This window comes from Flavonifractor sp. An92, assembly GCF_002159175.1.
Taxonomy (GTDB): domain Bacteria; phylum Bacillota; class Clostridia; order Oscillospirales; family Oscillospiraceae; genus Pseudoflavonifractor_A.
Genome location: NZ_NFGZ01000007.1, coordinates 45,509 through 64,824 on the forward strand (window position 1 = coordinate 45,509; position 19,316 = coordinate 64,824).

Below are 19,316 nucleotides of genomic sequence, written 5' to 3' on the forward strand. Positions count from 1 at the left end.
CGTTCTTTTCTGCGTCCCATCACGGCTTTTTCAGCAGCTCCTCCTCCAGCCACGGGAGCAGGAGCTCCTGATACCCGGCCGTTCCCCCCGCCTCCACGGCCCGGGCGGCGGGCTCCAGGGGCGTCCCGGCGCAGTTTTGGAGCAGGGCGCGGCTGGCGGCGCTCAGCGCCACCTCCGAGCGGCATTTCTCATAGTCCTCCGGTCCCATGTGCCAGGGCATGAGCCGATCCGGACAGCGCCGCCACAGCTGGGCGGCGATGGACAGCCCCTTCCCGTCGAAATCCCCGGAATAGAAGAGCGCCGTGCCGCTGGCCGTCAGCAGGTCCAGAAGGCGCAGCGCCGCCACTGAGGGCTGCCCGGAGGTGCAGAGCAGCGGCGCGCAGAAGTGGTCAGCGCGGTCACAGAGCTGGGCAAACACCATCTCATTTTCCACCAGGAAGGCCCGTCCACAGGGGCTGCGGACCCCGGTCAGAGCCGACAGGCTGGCCAGGGACAGCGTCACCGGCTCCCGCCGCTGCCGGAAGAGGGCATATCCGGGGTGCTCCCCGCCTTCCGTCTCCAGAATCAGGCCCACCTGGGTGACCAGACTGGAAATGCTGTCGCAGAGGATGCCGTTCTGGTAGTACAGCGCGTCCCGCTTCTCCGCGCTCGCCGGGTAGTCCAGGCCGGAGCGGTAGGCCAGCAGGTGCAGAAAGAGCTTGCCGCCCAGAGTCCCGCTGTCCAGGGCGTGGGGGTCGGAGGTAGCCCCGGCGCTGAGCACCGCCAGCCGGACCGGCCTGCCGTCTCCCCGCTCCAGCCGGTCCAGAGCGGCGCAGGCCCCCATGAGGCCGGTCCCGGTCTGTCCCGGGTCCCGGGTTGCCTCCCGGCGGAGCAGCGTATACCCGCTCCCCCGCCCTGCCCTCAGGTCCTCCAGCCACCGAGCTGTGGTCTCCCCACGGCCCTCCATGGCCCGGTCCAGGACGGCGGCAAAGCGGTCCTCCAATCCCGCCCGGACCTCCCGCCGGGTTTTGAGCTCCGTGCCGAAGTAGTCCTCCAGCACCGCCTTCAGGGAGACGCCCCGAAAGCGGGTCTGCTGGAGCGCCTCCTCGAACTGGTCCGCCCGGAAGCGCAGCGGCGGCTCGAAGGGCCTTCCAAAGAGGGCGCGGGCGGCCTCGCACTCCGCCGTGGAGGCGTCGGACAGAGTCACCCACCCCGCCGGACGGCCGCTGCGCCGGTACTTTTCCATCAGGGCGGTCAAAAGCCGGTGATACCCGGGGTGGACACGGAAATAGTTCGCGCAGGCCCGCACCGCCCCGGTCATAGGTCCGCCTCCAGGCTCTTCTGGGTCCCGTTCCAGTGGTAGTGCAGGATGGTGACTACCGGGGCGTTGGGGGGATGGTGCATTTCGGCGATGTCCAGGTCGGTGACGCAGGCGTAGCAGCCCCATAGGACCTGGGAGTTGAGGATGTAGTCAAAATCCAGAATGCCCATCAGCTCAAACATGGCGCCGATGTTCTGGTCGTCCACACCGGCGAAGGCCTCGTCCAGAGCCAACATCCGGGGGCAGGAGTCGCCCCCCTTCTGGTACTGGGCGGACACCGAGGCGAAGAGGGGGACATACATGGCCATGGCCTTCTCGCCGCCGCTGAAGCGGTTGAACGCCCGGTCGTTGAGCTCCTTGCGCCCGCTGTCTCCCCGCTGGTAGAAGAGGTGGAACTCATACCAGCTCCGGTAGTCCAGCACCCCCCGGATCAGGTCGGCGTAATTGACCGCCTCGCCCCGGAGCCGGGCCTCCTCCCGGGCCCGCTTCACCCGGCTGCGGAAGTGGGCGGAGACTTTCTGGCTGTCCTCGGGGGCCAGCAGCGCCCTGTCCTTGTTCAGCAGGGTGACCAGCTGGGCGGTATCCAGCTCCTCCGCCCCCTCCGACTTCTTCTCCTTCCAGTCCAGGCGGAAGGTCAGCCCCATGGAGGTGGTGAGCCCGGCCATCAGGTTGGACATGTTCCGGGTCCACTGGGCGCTCTCCTCGATGCGGGCGCGCAGGGTGTGGCTGATGGTCTCAGTGAGGATGTTCTCAAAGAGCTCCCGGTCCCGGTCCTCCAGCAAGGTCCCGGTGAGGTCGATGTCGGTCTGGAGGGCCTGGATGAACTCGTAGAGGGAGAGCTCCTGCCCGCCTTTTTTCAGGGTGATGACATACCGCTGCCGGAGCTGGGCGGGCTGATTGGGGGCATCAAAGACCATTTTGATCTCCGGGTGGTAGCCGGACAGACTGCCCCGGTAGCGCTGGAAATTGCTCGCGATAGCCTCTCCCATCTCGGCGAAGGTGCGGCCCCGGGCGGAGGCCGGCAGCTTGTCCGCCGCCTGCCGGGCCTGCTCCTCCACGCCCTGGCCCCCGTCCAGGCCGGAAAAGCCCAGCGCCAAATCCTCCCGGAAGTAGGTCTCCAAATCCTGCTCTTCCATCACGGCGCTGGTCAGGCTCTGCTTCCGGCCCTCGATGGCCTCTCCGGCCTGCTTCACCTGCTCCTCCAGCCGGATGCACTGTTTCTCGGCGTCCCGGTTTTCCGCGTCCTGATGCCGGATCTCCTCCTCCAGCTCGGTCAGGCGGCGGGCCCGGGCCTGATTTTCCGGACGCTCCAGGAAGGCCCGCAGCTCCCCCGCCGCGGCCTGCTGCACCGAAAGGGTGCCGCGGAGGCGGTCGTTGGCCTTCCGCTTGTCGTCCGCCTGGTCCCGCTGCTCGGCGATGGTGTCCTCTTCCCGCTCCATGGAGAGGGTGGCGTACCCTAAAGCCTGCTGCTTCTCCTTCAGCAGGTTGTAGGCCTCCCGGTAGCTGGCGGCAGCCTCCCTGGCCTCCTCATAGGCCGTCGTGGTCCGCGCGTAGGGCAGGCCCGTGGTGCAGCTCCGGCTCTCCTGGTCCAGAGCCGCCCAGGCCGCCTTGGCCCGCTGCTGCTCGTCCTGCCGGCGCGCCTGCTCCTCCTCCGCCCGGCGCAGGGCGTTCCGGGCCTGCTCCAGCAGAGCCAGCGCCTGGTCCAGCTCCTCCGCCGTGGGCATCTGGGCCCGCTCCAGCTCCAGTTGTTCCAGCCGCGCGGCGCAGTTCTCTTCCTCGGCCCGGGCCGCGCGGAGCTTTTCGCCCAGCCGCTCCAGCTGTTCCTCCAGCGCCTCCAGCTGACGCTGCCGGTTGGCTGCCCGGGCGGCGGCGCCGATGAATCCTGCAGGGCGGTCCGCCCGGCTGTGGCCCCGGAGCATCCCGCAGCAGTAGCGCCCATCGGGCAGCAGGGCGGTCTCGGCGTTCCAGTCGCTCCGGGAGATGGCGCGCAGACAGGCGGCGGCCTCGGCCGGAAAGCGGCCCGCAGCGTCCGGGACCAGGTCGGTCACCGGCTCAGCGGCGGCAGGTCCGGGCAGCAGGAAGCAGTCGGGGTACTCCGCCAACAGCTCCTGTACCTGGGGCAGGTGTTCCCGGGGCACCACCAGGGCGTCCAGCAGCCCCGCGTCCAGGAGCTGGGCCTCCAGCAGGTCCCGCCGCGCCTCCGGCACGCCGGGGGCAAAGTCCACCAGCTCGTAGAGGGGCGCGCAGGGCACCCCGCTCATGGCCAGCTGGACCCGGGTGGCTATGGTCTGCTCCCGGCGGAGCGGGATGGGGTCGGGCTGGTCCTTGAGCTGCCGGAGCTGCCGCTCCAGCTCGCCCCGCTCCCGTTCCAGAGCAGCGCGGGTATGTTCCGCCCGCACGTGCTCGGCCTGCAGGGTGGACTCCACCGCTCGGGCACACGCGTCCAGCCGGTTGCGGATGGGGCTCCAGTCCGCCGGGACCCGGTAGGCCGCCAGCGCCCGGCGCAGCTCCAGCCAGGTGTCCTGGGGGATGTCCAGCTGGACATTGGCCTCCCGGCGGCGGGCGAAGGCCTCCAGGAGGGTGTCCCGCTCCTCCCGCTCCTGGTTCTGGGCGTCCCGGAGCACGATCCCAGCCTCCCGCACGCTTTCCTCGGCCCGGTCCAGGTTCTGACAGGCCGTATCATAGAAGCTCCGCGCCGCCTCGGTCCGGCGCAGGCTCTCCAGCGCCGCGCCGATCCTGCGCTCCCGCTCCCGCAGGGCATCCAGCAGGGGGCCGCTGTCCTCCTCCACCCGCTCCGCCCGCAGGGCCTGGACAAAGCGCCGGTGCTCCTCCCCCAGCTCCAGCCGCTCGTTCTCCTCCTCCAGCTCCCGCAGCGCGCCGCGCAGAACGCCCCGGGCGTCCTCCCGCTCCCGGGTCAGCTGACGCAGGATGGTCTCGTGCCGGGCCAGGCCCTCCTGAAGCCTCTGGAGCTGCTCCTCGTCCTGCCGAAGCTGGCTCTCCAGGCGGGCGCACTCCTCCTCGCTCTGCCGCAGCCGCTCCTGCTTGGCGGAGAGCTCATCCTCCCCCAGCGCCATACGCTGGGCCCGGGCCTCTTTGAGGCGGAGGCCCGACTGGTCCCGTCGCTGCTCCTGCTCCTTCCAGCTCCGCTCCAGCTCCTGCCGGCGCGCCTCCTCGTCCTGGAGCTGCTGGCGCAGGCTCCGGGTCCGGTTCCACGCCGTCAGGCAGGCCCGGCCCTTCTGGCCCAGGATGTACTGGTTGTACCGGGTGTACTCCCGGCTGATGATGCGGGCGTCCTGGATGGCAGTCTGATAGCTGTTCAGGGTGTCCTCCAGGTTGTCCATCTGCTCCATGGTGCTGACCATGGCGGACAGGTCCTCGTCGGTGAGCACCTGGAGGGACTCGTTGAGCAGCTTTTTCACCGCCGTGGGGCGAAAATCCTTGGAGAGCTTGGGGGCCCGCACCGAGATGAGCAGCTGCACCAGCTGGTCGTACTGCCGGATGTCCCGGAAGCCGAAGATCTGGGCGTTGACCATTTTCTTGTACTCGGTGGGGCTCTCTGCCCAGCAGGCGGGGTCCCCGATGAGGTTGCGCAGCTTCTGCTTGCTCAGGGACAGATTCTGCTTGCCCACCTTCTCATAGAGCGCCAGCCCATCCGGTCCGATCCGCCGCCCATCCGCCAGGCAGAAGCCCCAGAAGTCCATCCCCTTCCCCTGCTGGGCCCGCATGCCCACGCCGATGGTGCGGTACTCCTCCAGGCCGCTTTTGCGGAATTCCAGATACAGATAGCCGGTGGACTCCGCCCGATCGTTGTCGCCCAGCAGGTAGAACTCCATCTTGCGGTCCTTGGAGCCGAAGGGGTCCAGGCGCTCGGGCCGGCGGTCCCCGTCCAGCAGGAAGGGGATGAAGCTCTGGGTGGTGATGGACTTACCGGCGGCGTTGTTGCCCCGCAGCAGGATATGCCCGTCACGGAGGAGAAACTCCTCCTGGTCGTACAGCCAGAAATTGACAAACCCCAGTTTATGCATCTTCCAGCGGCTCATCTTCCTCCTCCTCACACCATGTATTCTGATAAGAGGCGGGGTAGCGCCCCACCAGCTTGCCCACCACCGGGCGTAGCAAAAGGTCCCCGTCCAGCTCCTCCAACAGCATCCAGTCCGCCAGATAGGCCGTCAGCTCCTGGACGACCCGGTCCAGGGACATGGCCCGGATCTGAGAGCCCCAGCCGTTTCCCCAGCTCTCCCGGCACTGCCGGACCTCCCGGCGGAACTCCCCCCGGGTCAGCACCACCGTGTCGTCCTCCCGCCTGGGATAGGTCCCCCGCAGGATCTGCTCCCGCAGCTGGGCGCACAGCAGCAGCGCCGCGTCGGACAGGGCCTTGGTATTGGGGTGGAGCTGTCCGCAGCGCTCCCCCTCGTTCAGCAGGAAAAAGACCCCGGTCTTGTGGAGGTGGAGCTCCCCGTCCAGCGCCTGGCACAGGGTGTCATTCACCGTCCGGTGCTGGTTCTTGACATACTCAAAGTCCCCCCGGTTCTCCTCCGTGGCGTAGAAGCCGGGGGCCAGAGCCAGCTGCCGGTAGACCCGGTGGCGACGGCCCTCGGTGTTCTCCCCCTCCCACGCCAGGGCCTCAAAATCCTCAATCGTCCGGCATTCCAGGATGTCCCGGCCGAAGTGGACCGGGAACTGCCGGGACAGGCCGGTGTTCTCATAGAGCACCTCCTGGTCCCGGTTGCTCCCGAAGCCCGCGCTGCTGCCGTCGTAGGCCACCACCAGACCCATGTCCTGGGCGTACAGCAAGACCCGCACCAGTGCCTTCCGGTGGGTGAACTGGGTCCAGTCCACCGGGCGGACCTCGGCCAGGAAGGTCTCGATGGCCCGGGTGAGGTCCGAGAGCAGGAAGGGCGCGCCGTCGTCCAGGTCCGCCAAAAACAGCAGCAGGGCGCACAGCAGGCAGTAGTCCAGGGGCTCCTGGAAGGAGGCGATCCCCATCCAGGGCATGGCCCGGGGCGGGACCTTCTCCAGCTTCACCACCGACTCGTGGACGATCAGGTTCCAGCCCAGGCACTCATGGACCAGCCGGCGGTAGTCCGGCAGGGCCCGTTTCAGGGCGAAATAGAGCTCCCGGTCCCCGGCCCGGGTGATCCAGAACCGGTCCAGCAGCGTGCGAAATTCATCCATGTCCGTCCTCCTCAAAGAGCAGCACACAATCCGGCATGGTGAGCGTCCCGTCGGTACAGACCATCCGGCAGGTCACTTTGCCCCGCTTTTTCAGCCGGAAGGACTGCCCGTACTGGGTCCGCCCCCGGTGGTCGGGGCTGAGATTGGCCTCCACGATCCAGGAGAGAAACACCGTGCGCACCTGGGGCGAGACCGGTTTTTCCAGCGCCGCCAGGTCCAGAACGCCGTCCCGGATGTGGGACGTCACCTCACGGCGGAGGGTCTCCGCCGCCGCCAGGATCTTCTGCCGATGTGCGGCCTTTTCGGCACTTTTGTCCGCAAAGCCGGTGCGGTCCATGCGGGGCCGGTAGGTCCGGGTCCGGGGCTGTAAGAGCAGCTCCGCCGGCGGCTCGTCGTAGGGGCTCAGATCCACCCGCTCGGTCTCCCGGGGGACGGAGCAGGCGAAATGCCGGACCTGCTGCACGCCGAACACCAGGGCGGAGAGCCGGTGGGCCTCCTCCACCGATGGCATCCCGGCAAAGAGCGTGAGCAGATGCTTCAGCTCCGCCTTGTTGCTCACCCCCATGTTCTCCATCTGCACCAGCAGCGCGGCGTTCTGCACCACCCGGCGGATCACCTCGTTGGTGACGTTGAGCACCTGCCGGGCGGTAGGGTTGGGGCCGGTGAACCAGTCCAGCAGCGACTGCCACACCCCCTGACAGCGACTGTGCAGCTCCCCCTCCCAGCCGGGCGCCCGCTCCGCCTGGGGCCGGGGGATCTCCCGCTCGCTGCGCTCCACCAGGTCCAGGATGTGGGCGGTCTGTTCCGGGGTGAACTGCTCCAGCTGGGCTCCGATCTGGGCGGCGCTGCGCTGGAGGTCCTGGATGAACTCCTCCAGATAGCGCACCAGATGCTGCTTGTAGGTGATGAAATCCACCGATTTCATCTGCATCTCCATGCCCGGGCCGTAGAACTCCCGCAGATAGTCCTGGTGGTTCTGGCTCAGGCGCTGGAAGTCCTCCTGCAAATCCTCCCACCAGGCCTGTACCTCCCGCAGGGGGAGCTCGTCCAGGGTCTCCACCCGGCGCAGGTCCGCCCGGATGCGCCGGAAGGGGCTGGCCGACAGGCCGGCGGCCCGGGTGGAGAGGTGTTCCAGGGTGATGGTCATGCGCTCCACCTCAAGGGCGGCCTGGGACATCATGTACTGGAACTGGCGGTTTTTGAACTCGGCGATGGTGCGGGGCTTGCGGGGATCCTGGATAGGGGTGAGGTTCTTCCACTTCACCAGCTGTTGCAGATCCAGGGTCAGCTGCTCCGGGGAGTACTGCGCAAAGAGGGGCTGTGCCCGGAGCAGCGCCAGCACCCCGTCCCGGTCCATCTGGTAGCGCATCTTCTGGTGCTCCAGGTAGAAAATACGCATGATGGTGCGGTAGACCGTGTAGTGCTCGGCGGACAGGTATTTGGTCTCCGAAATCGATTCCAACAGGTCGGCCTGCAGCATGTCGTCCCGTCCTTTACACACAAGATATTTGCCGTCATTGTAGCAAATGTCCCGCACTTTTACAAGGGATTCTCCGTCGATTTGACGGTTTTCGACCCCATTTTGCCCTATTATGTCCAATAGGAAGGACTCTGAGCTGCCGGGCGCGATATTCCTTGCGGACACAGTAACATTTTGTATAGAGGGCTATAAATTACATATATTAAAACCATCCTGAGACGCAAAGGAGAAGTTCAAGAGATGAAAGCCACAGGCATCGTGCGCCGCATCGACGATCTGGGCCGGGTCGTCATTCCCAAAGAGATCCGCCGGACCATGCGGATCCGGGAGGGCGACCCGCTGGAGATCTATACCGACAAGGACGGCGGAGTCATTTTCAAAAAATACTCCCTGATGGGCGGGCTCGGGGACTTTGCCGGCCAGATGTGCGAGGCGCTGAACAAGACCACCGGGCGCACCGCGGTCATCACCGACCGGGACACCTGTCTGGCCGCCGCCGGCAGCGGACGCCGGGAGCTGAATGACAAGCACATCTCCGCCGCGCTGGAGCAGATCCTGGACGAGCGGGGCATGTATCAGCACTCCGAAGGCCAGGAGGCGCTGCCCGTCTGTGAGGACAACAGCCGCTTCTGCATCGCCTGCGCCGCCCCGGTGCTGTCGGAGGGCGACGTACTGGGCTGCGTCCTCTTCGCCGGAAGCGAGGAGCTGTCCTCCGGCGAGCTGGAATGCAAGCTCCTGCAGACCATCTCCGGCTTTCTCGGCCGGCACATGGAGAGCTGAACGCACAAAGACCGGACCGCCCCGTACTCGGGACCGTCCGGCCTTTTTGCCTATTCCCCGCCCTCCTCGGGCTGACCCAGCCCCCGGGACAGGAGATACAGCGCCGCAGTCACCGCCGCCACCGCCTGGGTGGGGTGTTCCTCCAGCCACGGCCCGTATTTCTCCCACAGCGGGACGGGGTGCTCCCGCAGCCAGGCCGCCCCGCCGTAGCACAGGGCGGCGGCCACCAGCACGCACAGCGTCAGACGCAGGGCGCGGTCCTCCCTCTCCTCGGCCATGGCTCCACCCCCTCCCCACAGTATAGGCGGGGAAAGGCAAAAATATGAGCGGCCCCTCTCCCGTGAGAAGGGCCGCTCCATTCTATGCAAACTGAGTCCCGATCAACGGAACTTGGGCAGCAGGGCCGCGCCGATGATACCCGCGTCGTTGCCCAGCTGGGCCCGCATGAGGCGGGTGCGGTGGACGCTGTTGCGGGCGTAATCTTCCCGGTTGAGGATGTAGCGCACCGGGGCCATCAGGGTCTCCCCCTGGGCGGAGGGACCGCCGCCGATGCAGAACACCTCCGGCTGGAAGATGTTCACCAGGCTGGCCACGCCGCAGCCCAGATAGTCCACGTACTCGTCGATGACCTTGCCGGCCACCGGGTCGCCCAGGGCGGCGGCGTCAAAGGGCGTGCGCCCGTTGACCCCCTCCAGGCTGCCCGCCAGCTCCCACAGCTTGGAGTCGGGGGCGTCCTGCATCAGCTCCCGGGTGCGCTTGATGAGGGCGGTGGCGGAACAGTAGGCCTCAAAGCAGCCCCGCCGTCCGCAGGTGCAGGGCCGTCCGCCGTGCTCGATGACGAAGTGCCCCACCTCCAGGCCGGCGTAGTTGAAGCCGGTGTAGAGCTTGCCGTTCAGCACCGCGCCGCCGCCCACGCCGGTGCCCAGCGTGATGGCCACCATGGACTGGCTGCCCTTGCCCGCGCCGGCGGCGAACTCGCCCAGCGCGGCGGCGTTGGCGTCGTTCTCCACGTAGATGGGCAGCTCCGCCTCCACCTTCTCCCGCAGAAGGGCGGCCAGCGGCACGTTCTGGAAGTCCAGATTGCTCCAGTACTGGATGACCCCCCGCTCCGGGTCGATGGTACCGGGGGAGCCGATGCCCAGGGAGGCCGCCTCCTCCAGCTTCAGGCCGGCATTCTCCGCGGCGGCCCGGGCCGCCTGCGCCATGACCTCGGCCACGGCTTCCGCACCCGCGTGAGGGGTGGGGATGCTGGCCTTGCCCAGGATCTCGCCCGCCTCGCTGACGGCGGCGGCGGCAATGTTGGTGCCGCCCAAGTCGATACCCAGATAATACATATTCAAACCCCATTTCTTCCGCTGCCGGACGCCTGCCCGGCACGGCAAATGTCTGGGGTTATTGTACCACAGATCGCGCCCGGGCAAAAGAGGGTTTTCCCGCGGCCGCCGGGTCACGGACGGCCGGGGCGCGCAAAAAAGGGGCTCTCCCCCGCAGGTGGACGGCCAGAGTGACACAGCCGCTGACCAGCAGGAAGGCGTAGAAGCTGATGCCCCGGCTGACCAGCATGGCCGGAGTGGCCAGCGCCGCGCCGAAGAGCGGGGTGAAGGCGGTGACAAAGCCGCCCTCCGCCGGGCCCACCGCGCCGGGCAGGGGCAGGGCGGACACCGCCAGCGTCACCACCGCCTGGGTGCCCAGAAAGACTGCCAGACCGTAGCTGCTGAGCCCGAAGGATCGGTACACCACGAAGGGCACCGAAAACAGGGCGGTGAGCTGGAGGGCCGACAGGCCCAGCAGCGCCGGGAAGAGGCCGGGGTTCTGCTTCAGGCAGGCGGCTCCGGCGGCGTACTCCGCCATCTGCTTCTCCAGCCGGGGAAGGCCCCGCTCCCGCAGGCCCTTCAGGCCCATTCGGCCCAGCAGATTCAGCACACCCACCGCCGCCCGCCGGGCCAGACCCGGCAGGAAGAGGAAGGACAGCATCCCCACGGTGAGGGCGCTCATGACCCCTCCGCCGTAGAGCACCAGCACGCCCATGCCCTTCCCCAGGGCGTGGCGCAGGCCGGGCAGGGCCAGCCAGGCGGTCAGGGCGTAGCCCAGCAGCGCCACCTGGTAGCACACCGCGATGAGGAGCATGTTGAGGGCTCCGTGGGCGGGCTGTACCCCGTCCCGGGACATGCAGTAGACCTGGGCGGGCTGTCCACCGGTGGCCGAAGGGGTGATGGAGCTGACGTAGAAGCCCACAAAGGAGTAACCCAGGCACTTCCGGTAGGGGTTGTGATAGCCCAGGCGGCCCAGGATGAGGCGGGTCTGCATGGCCTCACAGCCCACAAAGACCAGCATCAGGGCAAGGCCCAGCAGCACATAGCCCCCGTTGACCTGGCGCAGCACCCCCAGCAAGCTGGAGATGGGCTGGTCCCGCAGGAGGAAAAAGCCGGTCACGCCCATCAGGGCCAGCAGCAGCGCCGTGCCCAACAGCTGTTTCCGTCCGCTCACAGCCAATCACACCCCTTTCGTCCCTTCCGGCGGCACACTGCCGCCGCGCACACCGCCAGAACGGTGCTCACCAGGAGCACTTTGCCCAGACGGCGGGTCTTCCGATCCTCTCTCATGCCCTCACCTCCTCTCGCTGTGCAGTCAGCGCGGACAGCAGCCGCGCCACGCTCTCGGCCTTCAGCTGGCTCTTGGCCAGGCGCATCCGCCGGCCCATCTCGGCCAGCGCCTCGTCGTCGTAAATGAGGTCCCGGATGGCCTCCAGACAGGCCTCCGGCTCCTTGGCCGCCGCGCGGCCCAGCCCCTCCCGGAGCAGGAAGCGGGCGTTGTTCTTCTCCTGCTGGAGGAAGGGTTCCCACAGCAGCAGGGGGAGCTCGGCAAAGATGCTCTCAAAAACGGTGATGCCGCCGGGCTTGGTGAGCATCACGTCGGCCCGGGCCATGTACTCCCACACCCGGTCGGTGAAGGGCACCACCTCGATGTGGGGATAGCGTCCCGCCAGACGCCGGTAGAGCCGCTCATTGTTGCCGGTGAGGATGGTGGTCTCCACGCCCTCCAGGGCGTTGAGGGCCTCATAGAAGCTGTCCCGGCGGGGCAGCAGCCCCAGGCCGCCCCCCATCACCAGCAGGCGGCGGCACGCCCCTCCCTGCCGGCGGCTCAGATGGCGGAACTCCTCCTTCACCGGGATGCCGGTGACCAGGATGCGTCCCTCCTCCACGCCCTTGGCCATAAGGCGGCGGCGGATCTCGGGGCTGCCCACCAGGTAGCAGTCGGTCCCGGCGTGGATCCACTCGTTGTGGGTGGAGAGATCGGTGACGCAGGTGATGAGCGGCAGGTCATCCCCCGCCTCCTCCTTCCAGCGGGCGGTGAGCCCGGCGCAGATGGGGTGGGTGGCGATGACGGCGTCGGGGGCCTCCTCCGCCAGCAGCTCCCCCAGCTTATCCAGCATGGGCCGGTCCAGAGGGGAGTTGAGGTCGGTGGGCAGGTGCTCGGTCACCTTGTAGTAGGTATTGAACAGTCCGCTGCCGTAGGTCACCAGCAGGTGGAACGCCTTATAGAGCGCCTCGGAGCGGTTGGGCATGGCGTAGGCGAAAAAGTCGGTCACCTGGACCTGTGCACGGGGCAGCGCCCGGGTGAGCTGCTGGCACAGAGACTGGGAGGCCGACCAGTGTCCCATGCCGAATCGTCCGGTCAGAATCAGGATCTTCATGCTGCTCCCTCCTTTTCGTTGTAAGAACAGCATACCGGATAAAGATTTAAACCCCCTTACCCAAACCTAGAATTTTTATTAAGAAGTCTTTAAAAAAACCTATGGTTCTCGCCTTTTCTATGAAAAAGGCAAAAAAGTCCCCGGAAACGTCCTGTTTCCGGGGACTTTGGACCAAAACGATTAAAACGCCGCCACAATGCCGCCGTCGTTGGCGTAGACGGTGGAGATGCCTCCCGTCTCGCAGATGAGGATCTCGGAGAACTGGCAGGATTTCAGGGCCATCTCCTTAAGCTGGAAGGCCCGCTCCAGGCAGTTGCAGTGGGTGATGCACAGGGTCTTGCCCTTGTGGCTGGGGTCGGAGGCCATGATGTCCACCATCTTGCTCAGGGCCTGGCGGATGGACATGGCCTGGCCCCGCTTGCAGATCTCGCCCTCCGGGGTGGAGCCCATCAGGAGCTTGATGCGCAGGGTGCTGGTGACGATGTTCTGCAGCCGGGTCAGGCGGCCGTTCTTGCGCAGGTTGTCCAGGGTCTCCAGCACAAAGAGGGTCTGCATCTCGTCGATGTAGCGGGAGACCTGGTTGACCACCGAGGAGAAGTGCATCCCGCTCTGGGCCAGCTCCCGCACCTTCAGGGCGGTGAGCACCTCGCCCGAGGAGGCCGAGCAGGAGTTGAAGATGTGCACGTTGGCCTCCGGGTGGTCCTCCAGGTAGAGGAGCCGCGCCTGGGCCGCGCTGTTGTGGGACCCGGACAGCAGCGCCGACAGGGTCACCACGTAAATATCGTCCGTGCCGCTCTCCTCAAAGGCGTTCAGGTAGTCCGCCGGAGCGGGACAGGCCGATTTGGGCGCGTCGGGGCACTGCTTCATCTTCCAGAGGAGACTGGCCTGGTCAAAGGTCGTGTCGTCCACGATGGTCTCCTCCCCCACCCGGATGGTCAGAGGCACCGACACGAAGCAGGGATCGCTGAGCATGGCGGGGGTCAGGTCGCAGCAGCTATCCACGATAATCTTAAAACTCATTTCAATCATCCTTCGATGTGATTCTCAAAATCAGATAGGGCTGTGCTGCTATTGTAACACGTCCGCATCGGAAAGTAAAGCGGAACCGGTCGCTTCTTACCGCTGAGCCTCTTCCTCGGCGATCTCCCGCAAAATCTTCTGGTCCGCCTTGCTGCTCAGGTCCAGCTTGGCGTACAGATCGGGCCGGCGGTCCCGGGTGCGGAGGATGGACTGCTTGCGCCGCCAGCGGGCGATGTTGGCGTGGTGGCCGGACAGGAGGATGGCGGGCACCTTCCGGCCGTGCCACTCCTCGGGCCGGGAGTACTGGGGGTACTCCAGCATGCCGTTCCAGTGGCTCTCCTCCTCAAAGCACTCCGGGTCGGGCAGCACCCCCGGCACCAGCCGGGCCACCGCGTCGGCCACGCACATGGCAGGCAGCTCGCCGCCGGTGAGGACGAAGTCGCCCAGGGAGATCTCCTCGTCCACACACTCCTCGATGAAGCGCTCGTCGATGCCCTCGTAGTGGCCGCAGACCAGGATGAGATGGTTATAATCCGCCTTCAGCCGCTTGGCGTCGGCCTGGGTGAAGGTCTTGCCGCAGGGGGACAGGTAGATGGTGCGGGTGGGGCCCTCCCCCAGGCTCTTGGCGTGCTCCCAGCAGTGGAACAGGGGGTCGGCCTGCATCACCGCGCCCCGGCCGCCGCCGTAGGGATAGTTGTCCACCTGCTTCTGCTTGTTGAGGGTGTAGTCCCGGATCTGGTGGGCCTCGATGCAGATGAGGTCCCGCTCCTGGGCCCGGCCCAGGATGGACTCGTTCATCATGTCGCCCACCGTCTCGTCAAAGAGGGTGAGAATATCGATGCGGTACATCAGCTCTACATCCCTTCGATGAGGTGGACCCGGACCCAGCCCTCCTCCACATTGGTCCCACGGAGGAAGGCGTCCACCGCGGGGATGAGGTATTCCTTGCCCTTGCCCCGGACCACGTAGACCTCGTGGGCGGGGGGCGTGAGCACGTCGGCGATGGCCCCCAGCTCGGCGCCGGTGTCATCGTCGATGACGGTGAGGCCGATGAGGTCGGCGATGAAATGCCGCCCGTCGGGCAGCTCCACGCCGGTGCGGTCGATGGACACCCGCTTGCCCTTCAGACGCATGGCGGCGTTCACATCGTCCACGCCCTCCAGCCGGGCCAGCACATTGCCCTTGTGGGCCCGGGCGGCGCGGACCTTCACCGGCGCGCCGTCGATATAAAGCGTATCAAAGCCGCAGAGGAACTCCGGCGTATCGCACCAGGGGACAATCTTCACCTCGCCCTGGATGCCGTGAGTGTTGACGATCTCCCCGGCCTCGAGAAATTGGTTTTTCATAACAAATCCTCCGTTCCACAGTCCCGTGGGATGCAAAAAGCGGCGGGGGACCTTCCCCGCCGCTTTTTAGTCGACGATCTCGACCGAGACCTTGGTCCCCTGGCGCTGGGCCACCGCGCGCATGAGCGCACGGATCTCCTTGGCGATGCGGCCCTGACGGCCGATCACCTTGCCCATGTCCTCAGGGGCCACCCGGAGCTCCAGGACGGTCCCGCCATCGCCGGGATGCTCGGTGACCTCCACCGCGTCGGGGTGGTCCACCAGATTCCGGGCGATGTAAGTGAGCAATTCCTTCATTTGGCCAGGGCCCTCCATTAGATGCCGGCCTTCTTCAGCAGAGCCTTCACGGTCTCAGTGGGCTGAGCGCCGGTCTTGATCCAGGCCTGGGCGCGCTCGGCGTCCACCTTCAGCTCGGCGGGATTGGTCAGGGGGTTGTAAGTGCCGATCTCCTCGATGAAACGGCCGTCCCGGGGATAACGGGAATCGGCGACCACGATACGATAGAAAGGAGCCTTCTTGGCGCCCATACGACGCAGACGGATTTTAACCATGGTGATTCACCTCCATAAATCTCTAAAACATCTCTATGGTCAACGCAGTGCGTGTACCAACCAACACTTAGAAGGGGAGCTTCATGCCGCCCTTCATCTTACCGAACAGGCCGGCCTTGCGCTTCAGATTGCCGCCGGAGAACTGGCGGGTCATCTGCTGCATCAGGTCGAACTGCTTGAGCAGCCGGTTGATGTCCACCACCTGGGTCCCGGACCCGGCGGCGATGCGCTTTTTCCGGCTGTTGTTGAGGATGCTGGGATTTTCCCGCTCCTCCGGGGTCATAGAGAGGATGATGGCCTCGGTGCGGCTGAGCGCCTTCTCGTCCACCATGGCCCCCTCCAGGGCCTTGCCGTTCATGCCGGGGAGCATCCCGGCGATGTCGCTGAGGGAACCCATGCCCTTGACCTGCACCAGCTGGTCATAAAAATCGGACAGGGTGAATTTATTCTTACGGAGCTTCTGCTCCAGCTCGGCTGCCTTTTTGGCATCAAAGCTCTCCTGGGCCTTCTCGATGAGGGACAGGACGTCGCCCATGCCCAGGATGCGGGAGGCCATGCGGTCGGGGTGGAACACCTCCACCTGATCCAGCTTCTCGCCCACGCCCACGAACTTGATGGGCTTGCCGGTCACGGCCCGGATGGAGAGGGCCGCACCGCCCCGGGCGTCGCCGTCCAGCTTGGTGAGCATGACGCCGGTGATGTCCAGGGCCTCGTCGAAGGTCTTGGCGGCGTTCACCGCGTCCTGGCCGATCATGGCGTCCACGATGAGGAGGATCTCATCGGGGTTGATGGCGGCCTTCATGTCCTTGAGCTGGTTCATCAGCTCCTCGTCCACATGGAGCCGGCCGGCGGTGTCGATGAACACCAGGTCGTTTCCATGCTTGCGGGCGTGCTCGATGCCCGCTTTGGCGATGTCTACGGGGTCGCCCAGCCCCATCTGGAACACGGGCACATCCACCTGGCCGCCCACCACTTCCAACTGGGTGATGGCCGCGGGCCGGAAGGTGTCGCAGGCCACCAGAAGGGGCCGCTTGCCCTGTTTCTTCATGAATCCCGCCAGCTTGGCGCCGTTGGTGGTCTTGCCCGCGCCGTTGAGGCCCACCAGCATGACCACGGTGGGGGGCTTGGGGTTGACGGCCAGCTTGGCGCTCTCGCTGCCCATGAGGGCGGTGAGCTCCTCATTGACGATCTTGACGATCATCTGGGCGGGGGTGAGGCTCTCCAGAACGTCGGCGCCCACGGCCCGCTCGGTGACGGTGGCCACGAACTGCTTGACGATCTTGAAGTTGACGTCGGCCTCCAGCAGGGCCACCCGGATCTCCCGCATGGCCTCCTTGACGTCGCTCTCGGTCAGCCTACCCTTGCCCCGCAGCCGCTTGAATGTGGCGGAGAGCTTTTCGGTCAGTCCTTCAAACGCCATGTGCTTTACTCCTGTTTCAACTGGTCCAGAACGTCCTGGATGTGGTTACAGCAGACGTCGATCTGGTTGTCATAGTACCGGCGCTCCTCGTTGATTTGCCGGATGCGGTCCACCTCGGCCTGAATGCTGTCGAACTGGCGCTGCATCTGGTGGAAGCGCTGGATAATGCCGGTCTTGTCCTCCAGCTCCGTGAGGATGGCCTCCGCCCGGACGATCACGTCCCGGACGCCCTGGCGGGTGATGCCGTAGTTCTCGGCGATCTCAGCCAGAGACAGGTCCTCATTGTAGTAGAGATCGTAGAATTCCTTCTGGCGCGGGGTGAGCATATCGCCGTAAAAATCATACAGCAGCGCCATCCGATACGCCTGATTCTTCATGCCGCTCTCCTTCCCGGACCCTTGCGGAGCTGCCTGACCGGCTTTGTAAAGCTCCGCAGCTTTACAACATGGAGAATGATACAATATTTTTCCCCCGCTGTCAAGGGAAAATCCTTTCACGGCGCAGATAAAATCCCGCCTCTCTCCGCCGCGCTTTGGGCAAAGCGACGAAGAGAGGCGGGAAGCGTCAGTCGGGTTGGTAGGTCGTGAGCTCTTCCGCGATGTATCCTTCTCCATAGAGGAGGTCATATACCAGGGTCTGGTAGACCGACACGGTCTCGGCGCAGCTCTCCGGCGGGGCGTCGTAGGCGTTGCCCTCGGCGTCCACGAAGAGGCGCTCCCGGTAGAGGAGCATATCTTCCATGGCCTGGTCCACCCAGGTGAACCACAGGGGCTTCCAGAGTCCCGCCCAATCGAGGATCCGGGAGCCCATGCCGGTGACGCTCACCACCTCGGGGCTCTCCAGCTCCGCGCCGTAGTTGTTCCAGACCAGATAATCGGTCTTGTGCATCTCCTTCAAGGTCTCGGCGTCCCAGTCCTCGGTAGAGGGGGAGTCCACACAGCCCAGCACCGAGTACACCGTGTCCGAGCCGGAGAGGTACAGCCCCGGCAGGTGGTCCCCCAGGAACACCAGCAGCACCGGCTCGCCGCAGTTGGAGAAGTAGTCCACCAGCTTGCCCAAGGCGGCGTCGGCGTCATGGATGCCGTGGACCAGGGCGTCGAAGGCCCCCAGGTCGTCGCCGGAGAGGCGGTCACAGGTGTAGTCCACCCCGGAGTGGGCGTCGAATTTGCCGTTGAAATAGGGCTGGTGGTTCTCCATGCTCAGGCCGTAGAGGAAAATAGGGCCGTCCCCCTTGGCCTCAAAGCGGGAAATGAGCTCGTCGGCCCAGGTGTCGTCCGAGATATAACCCCCGGCGTAGGTCTTGTCCACCGTGAAATCCCGGTCGTAGACCACCTCGTCAAAGCCGATGGCGGGCATGTTGGCGCTGCGGTTGTAGAGGCTGTCGTTGTAGGAGTGGACCATCACCGTCTCGTACCCCTGACCGGCGAAGGCCTTCACCAGGGAGGGGATGCGGTCGTAGATGCCGCTGCCGCTGAGGGAGGTGAGGCTCTCGGTCTCGCCGGGGAAGGCCGAGGGGATGCCGGAGAAGAGCTCCATCTCCACGTTCCCGGTCCCTCCGGCGTAGGCCCCCGACAGGAAGCGCCCGCCGCCGTACTCCTCGCTCAGGGCGTGGAAATTGGGGATGGGGTCCTCCTGAAAGTCCACATTGGGCAGGCGGGTCAGGTCAAAAAAGCTCTCCGACACCAGCAGCACCACGTTGGGCTGCTCCCCGTCGGAAGTCTCATTCGCACTCTGCCGCTCCTTCAATTCCAGCAAAATGCGGTTGAGGTTATTTTCTGTATAGGCGTCCGGCTCCTCCATGGCGCTCTGCTGGAGGGCGGTGTACATCCCCGCCAGCAGGCCCAGGCGGTCGTTGCGCTGGCCCTGGCTCTCGCCATCCGCCCCTTTCAGAAGGGCGGAGGCCGCCGGGGACCAGGCCACATTCAGCACCAGGGAGACCGTCAATACTCCCAGGAAGAGCCGCTTGGTCCAGGACAGCCGCGGACCTCTCCCGCGGGAGAAGAGGAAGGCCAGCACCAGCAGCCCTACCGCCAGCCACAGCGCCGTGACGGTGCCCGTCCCAAGCTCCATGCCCGGGCGGAGGAAGGAGGTGAGCTCCCCGGCGTGGCCCGCCAGGACCAGGTCGCTGGCCAGGATGGGCTCACCGTTGAGGGCTTCTTTCAGGTGGTTTGCCACCGCGAAGAGCACCGTGGGGAGGGTCACCACCACCGCCGCCGGGAAAAACCGCCCGGTCAGCACCACCACCAGCAGTTCCGCCCCCAACAGGAGCAGCCAGGTGAAGAACACGGCGGCGGTGTGGCCGTCCACCCAGGCGCAGGCCTTCCCCCAGTCCTGCAAGGTGATGAGCTGGACCAGGAACAGGACGGCCAGCGGGAAACATCCCGTCAGGGGGAGGCGCAGCCAGGGCTGGGTGCGCCAGGCGGCGGTATGCAGCTGAGCGAGACGGCGGCGAAGATCCAAGGGGGAGCGCTCCTTCCAGAAAAAGGCCGCCGGCACGGGGCTGTTCCCCCGCGCCGGCGGAAAGGTCGAAATGGGTCAGAACTGTTCTAT

At 66.0% G+C, this 19,316-nt stretch carries 17 protein-coding genes; 1 reads left to right on the plus strand and 16 read right to left on the minus strand.

Going from position 1 to position 19,316, the window contains the following annotated elements; all coding sequences use genetic code 11:
* Nucleotides 1–19 precede the first annotated feature (19 nt).
* The 4 genes from B5G43_RS06775 to B5G43_RS06790 are packed head-to-tail and all read right to left on the minus strand — an operon-like array spanning nt 20 to nt 7,976.
* Nucleotides 20–1,300, minus strand: coding sequence for a TIGR02679 family protein (locus B5G43_RS06775; protein WP_158097379.1), 1,281 nt, complete (start codon nt 1,298–1,300; stop codon nt 20–22).
* Entirely contained in the window at nt 1,297–5,340 is a 4,044-nt protein-coding gene (locus B5G43_RS06780; RefSeq protein WP_087259719.1) for a TIGR02680 family protein, read from the minus strand. The genes B5G43_RS06775 and B5G43_RS06780 overlap by 4 nt, the downstream gene beginning before the upstream one ends.
* Nucleotides 5,318–6,475 (minus strand): TIGR02678 family protein, encoded by a 1,158-nt coding sequence (locus tag B5G43_RS06785; RefSeq protein WP_087259720.1) that lies wholly within the window; start codon nt 6,473–6,475, stop codon nt 5,318–5,320. The genes B5G43_RS06780 and B5G43_RS06785 overlap by 23 nt, the downstream gene beginning before the upstream one ends.
* Nucleotides 6,468–7,976 (minus strand): TIGR02677 family protein, encoded by a 1,509-nt coding sequence (locus tag B5G43_RS06790; protein ID WP_143382842.1) that lies wholly within the window; start codon nt 7,974–7,976, stop codon nt 6,468–6,470. The genes B5G43_RS06785 and B5G43_RS06790 overlap by 8 nt, the downstream gene beginning before the upstream one ends.
* A 219-nt stretch (nt 7,977–8,195) precedes the next feature.
* Between B5G43_RS06790 and B5G43_RS06795 the strand changes: the two genes are divergently transcribed.
* Nucleotides 8,196–8,735 (plus strand): stage V sporulation T C-terminal domain-containing protein, encoded by a 540-nt coding sequence (locus tag B5G43_RS06795; RefSeq protein ID WP_087259722.1) that lies wholly within the window; start codon nt 8,196–8,198, stop codon nt 8,733–8,735.
* Nucleotides 8,736–8,785: 50 nt separating this feature from the next.
* On the opposite strand, the gene B5G43_RS06800 is transcribed toward B5G43_RS06795, so the two are convergent.
* The 12 genes from B5G43_RS06800 to B5G43_RS06855 all read right to left on the minus strand — a co-directional run bounded on the left by B5G43_RS06800 (nt 8,786) and on the right by B5G43_RS06855 (nt 19,226).
* A complete protein-coding gene (locus B5G43_RS06800; protein WP_087259723.1) occupies nt 8,786–9,013 on the minus strand; it encodes a hypothetical protein in 228 nt (75 codons plus the stop codon).
* A gap of 102 nt (nt 9,014–9,115) precedes the next feature.
* On the minus strand, nt 9,116–10,069 hold the full coding sequence (locus B5G43_RS06805; RefSeq protein ID WP_087259724.1) for an ROK family protein: 954 nt from the start codon (nt 10,067–10,069) through the stop codon (nt 9,116–9,118).
* A 58-nt stretch (nt 10,070–10,127) separates the two neighbouring features.
* Nucleotides 10,128–11,222 carry a lysylphosphatidylglycerol synthase transmembrane domain-containing protein gene (locus tag B5G43_RS06810; protein WP_087259725.1) on the minus strand — a complete coding sequence of 365 codons (1,095 nt, stop codon included), beginning with the start codon at nt 11,220–11,222 and terminating at the stop codon, nt 10,128–10,130.
* Between the two features lie 112 nt (nt 11,223–11,334).
* Nucleotides 11,335–12,429 carry a glycosyltransferase gene (locus tag B5G43_RS06815; protein WP_087259726.1) on the minus strand — a complete coding sequence of 365 codons (1,095 nt, stop codon included), beginning with the start codon at nt 12,427–12,429 and terminating at the stop codon, nt 11,335–11,337.
* 180 nt (nt 12,430–12,609) lie between these two features.
* On the minus strand, nt 12,610–13,449 hold the full coding sequence (locus B5G43_RS06820; protein WP_087259727.1) for a DegV family protein: 840 nt from the start codon (nt 13,447–13,449) through the stop codon (nt 12,610–12,612).
* Between the two features lie 96 nt (nt 13,450–13,545).
* The gene (gene trmD / locus B5G43_RS06825) at nt 13,546–14,298 is read right to left on the minus strand and encodes a tRNA (guanosine(37)-N1)-methyltransferase TrmD (RefSeq protein WP_087259728.1); all 753 of its coding nucleotides are present in this window, start codon (nt 14,296–14,298) and stop codon (nt 13,546–13,548) included.
* Between the two features lie 5 nt (nt 14,299–14,303).
* Nucleotides 14,304–14,795 carry a ribosome maturation factor RimM gene (rimM, locus tag B5G43_RS06830; RefSeq protein WP_087259729.1) on the minus strand — a complete coding sequence of 164 codons (492 nt, stop codon included), beginning with the start codon at nt 14,793–14,795 and terminating at the stop codon, nt 14,304–14,306.
* A 66-nt stretch (nt 14,796–14,861) separates the two neighbouring features.
* Nucleotides 14,862–15,092: a KH domain-containing protein gene (locus B5G43_RS06835; protein ID WP_087259730.1), complete on the minus strand. Its 231-nt coding sequence runs from the start codon at nt 15,090–15,092 to the stop codon at nt 14,862–14,864.
* Nucleotides 15,093–15,109: 17 nt separating this feature from the next.
* Nucleotides 15,110–15,346: a 30S ribosomal protein S16 gene (gene rpsP / locus B5G43_RS06840; protein WP_087259731.1), complete on the minus strand. Its 237-nt coding sequence runs from the start codon at nt 15,344–15,346 to the stop codon at nt 15,110–15,112.
* 67 nt (nt 15,347–15,413) lie between these two features.
* Nucleotides 15,414–16,766, minus strand: a complete 1,353-nt coding sequence (ffh, locus tag B5G43_RS06845) for a signal recognition particle protein (RefSeq protein ID WP_087259732.1) — start codon at nt 16,764–16,766, stop codon at nt 15,414–15,416.
* A gap of 5 nt (nt 16,767–16,771) precedes the next feature.
* Nucleotides 16,772–17,143 carry a YlxM family DNA-binding protein gene (ylxM, locus tag B5G43_RS06850; protein WP_087259733.1) on the minus strand — a complete coding sequence of 124 codons (372 nt, stop codon included), beginning with the start codon at nt 17,141–17,143 and terminating at the stop codon, nt 16,772–16,774.
* A 187-nt stretch (nt 17,144–17,330) separates the two neighbouring features.
* Nucleotides 17,331–19,226, minus strand: coding sequence for an LTA synthase family protein (locus B5G43_RS06855; protein WP_140397522.1), 1,896 nt, complete (start codon nt 19,224–19,226; stop codon nt 17,331–17,333).
* Between the last annotated feature and the right edge of the window lie 90 nt (nt 19,227–19,316).

Excerpts from the sequence above, each read along its gene's own strand:
- B5G43_RS06775 (WP_158097379.1), bottom strand. The coding sequence starts at position 1,300 with ATGACCGGGGCGGTGCGGGCCTGCGCGAACTATTTCCGTGTCCACCCC.
- B5G43_RS06780 (WP_087259719.1), bottom strand. The coding sequence starts at position 5,340 with ATGAGCCGCTGGAAGATGCATAAACTGGGGTTTGTCAATTTCTGGCTG.
- B5G43_RS06785 (WP_087259720.1), bottom strand. The coding sequence starts at position 6,475 with ATGGATGAATTTCGCACGCTGCTGGACCGGTTCTGGATCACCCGGGCC.
- B5G43_RS06795 (WP_087259722.1), top strand. The coding sequence starts at position 8,196 with ATGAAAGCCACAGGCATCGTGCGCCGCATCGACGATCTGGGCCGGGTC.
- B5G43_RS06800 (WP_087259723.1), bottom strand. The coding sequence starts at position 9,013 with ATGGCCGAGGAGAGGGAGGACCGCGCCCTGCGTCTGACGCTGTGCGTG.
- B5G43_RS06805 (WP_087259724.1), bottom strand. The coding sequence starts at position 10,069 with ATGTATTATCTGGGTATCGACTTGGGCGGCACCAACATTGCCGCCGCC.
- B5G43_RS06815 (WP_087259726.1), bottom strand. The coding sequence starts at position 12,429 with ATGAAGATCCTGATTCTGACCGGACGATTCGGCATGGGACACTGGTCG.
- B5G43_RS06820 (WP_087259727.1), bottom strand. The coding sequence starts at position 13,449 with ATGAGTTTTAAGATTATCGTGGATAGCTGCTGCGACCTGACCCCCGCC.
- trmD (WP_087259728.1), bottom strand. The coding sequence starts at position 14,298 with ATGTACCGCATCGATATTCTCACCCTCTTTGACGAGACGGTGGGCGAC.
- rimM (WP_087259729.1), bottom strand. The coding sequence starts at position 14,795 with ATGAAAAACCAATTTCTCGAGGCCGGGGAGATCGTCAACACTCACGGC.
- B5G43_RS06835 (WP_087259730.1), bottom strand. The coding sequence starts at position 15,092 with ATGAAGGAATTGCTCACTTACATCGCCCGGAATCTGGTGGACCACCCC.
- rpsP (WP_087259731.1), bottom strand. The coding sequence starts at position 15,346 with ATGGTTAAAATCCGTCTGCGTCGTATGGGCGCCAAGAAGGCTCCTTTC.
- ffh (WP_087259732.1), bottom strand. The coding sequence starts at position 16,766 with ATGGCGTTTGAAGGACTGACCGAAAAGCTCTCCGCCACATTCAAGCGG.
- ylxM (WP_087259733.1), bottom strand. The coding sequence starts at position 17,143 with ATGAAGAATCAGGCGTATCGGATGGCGCTGCTGTATGATTTTTACGGC.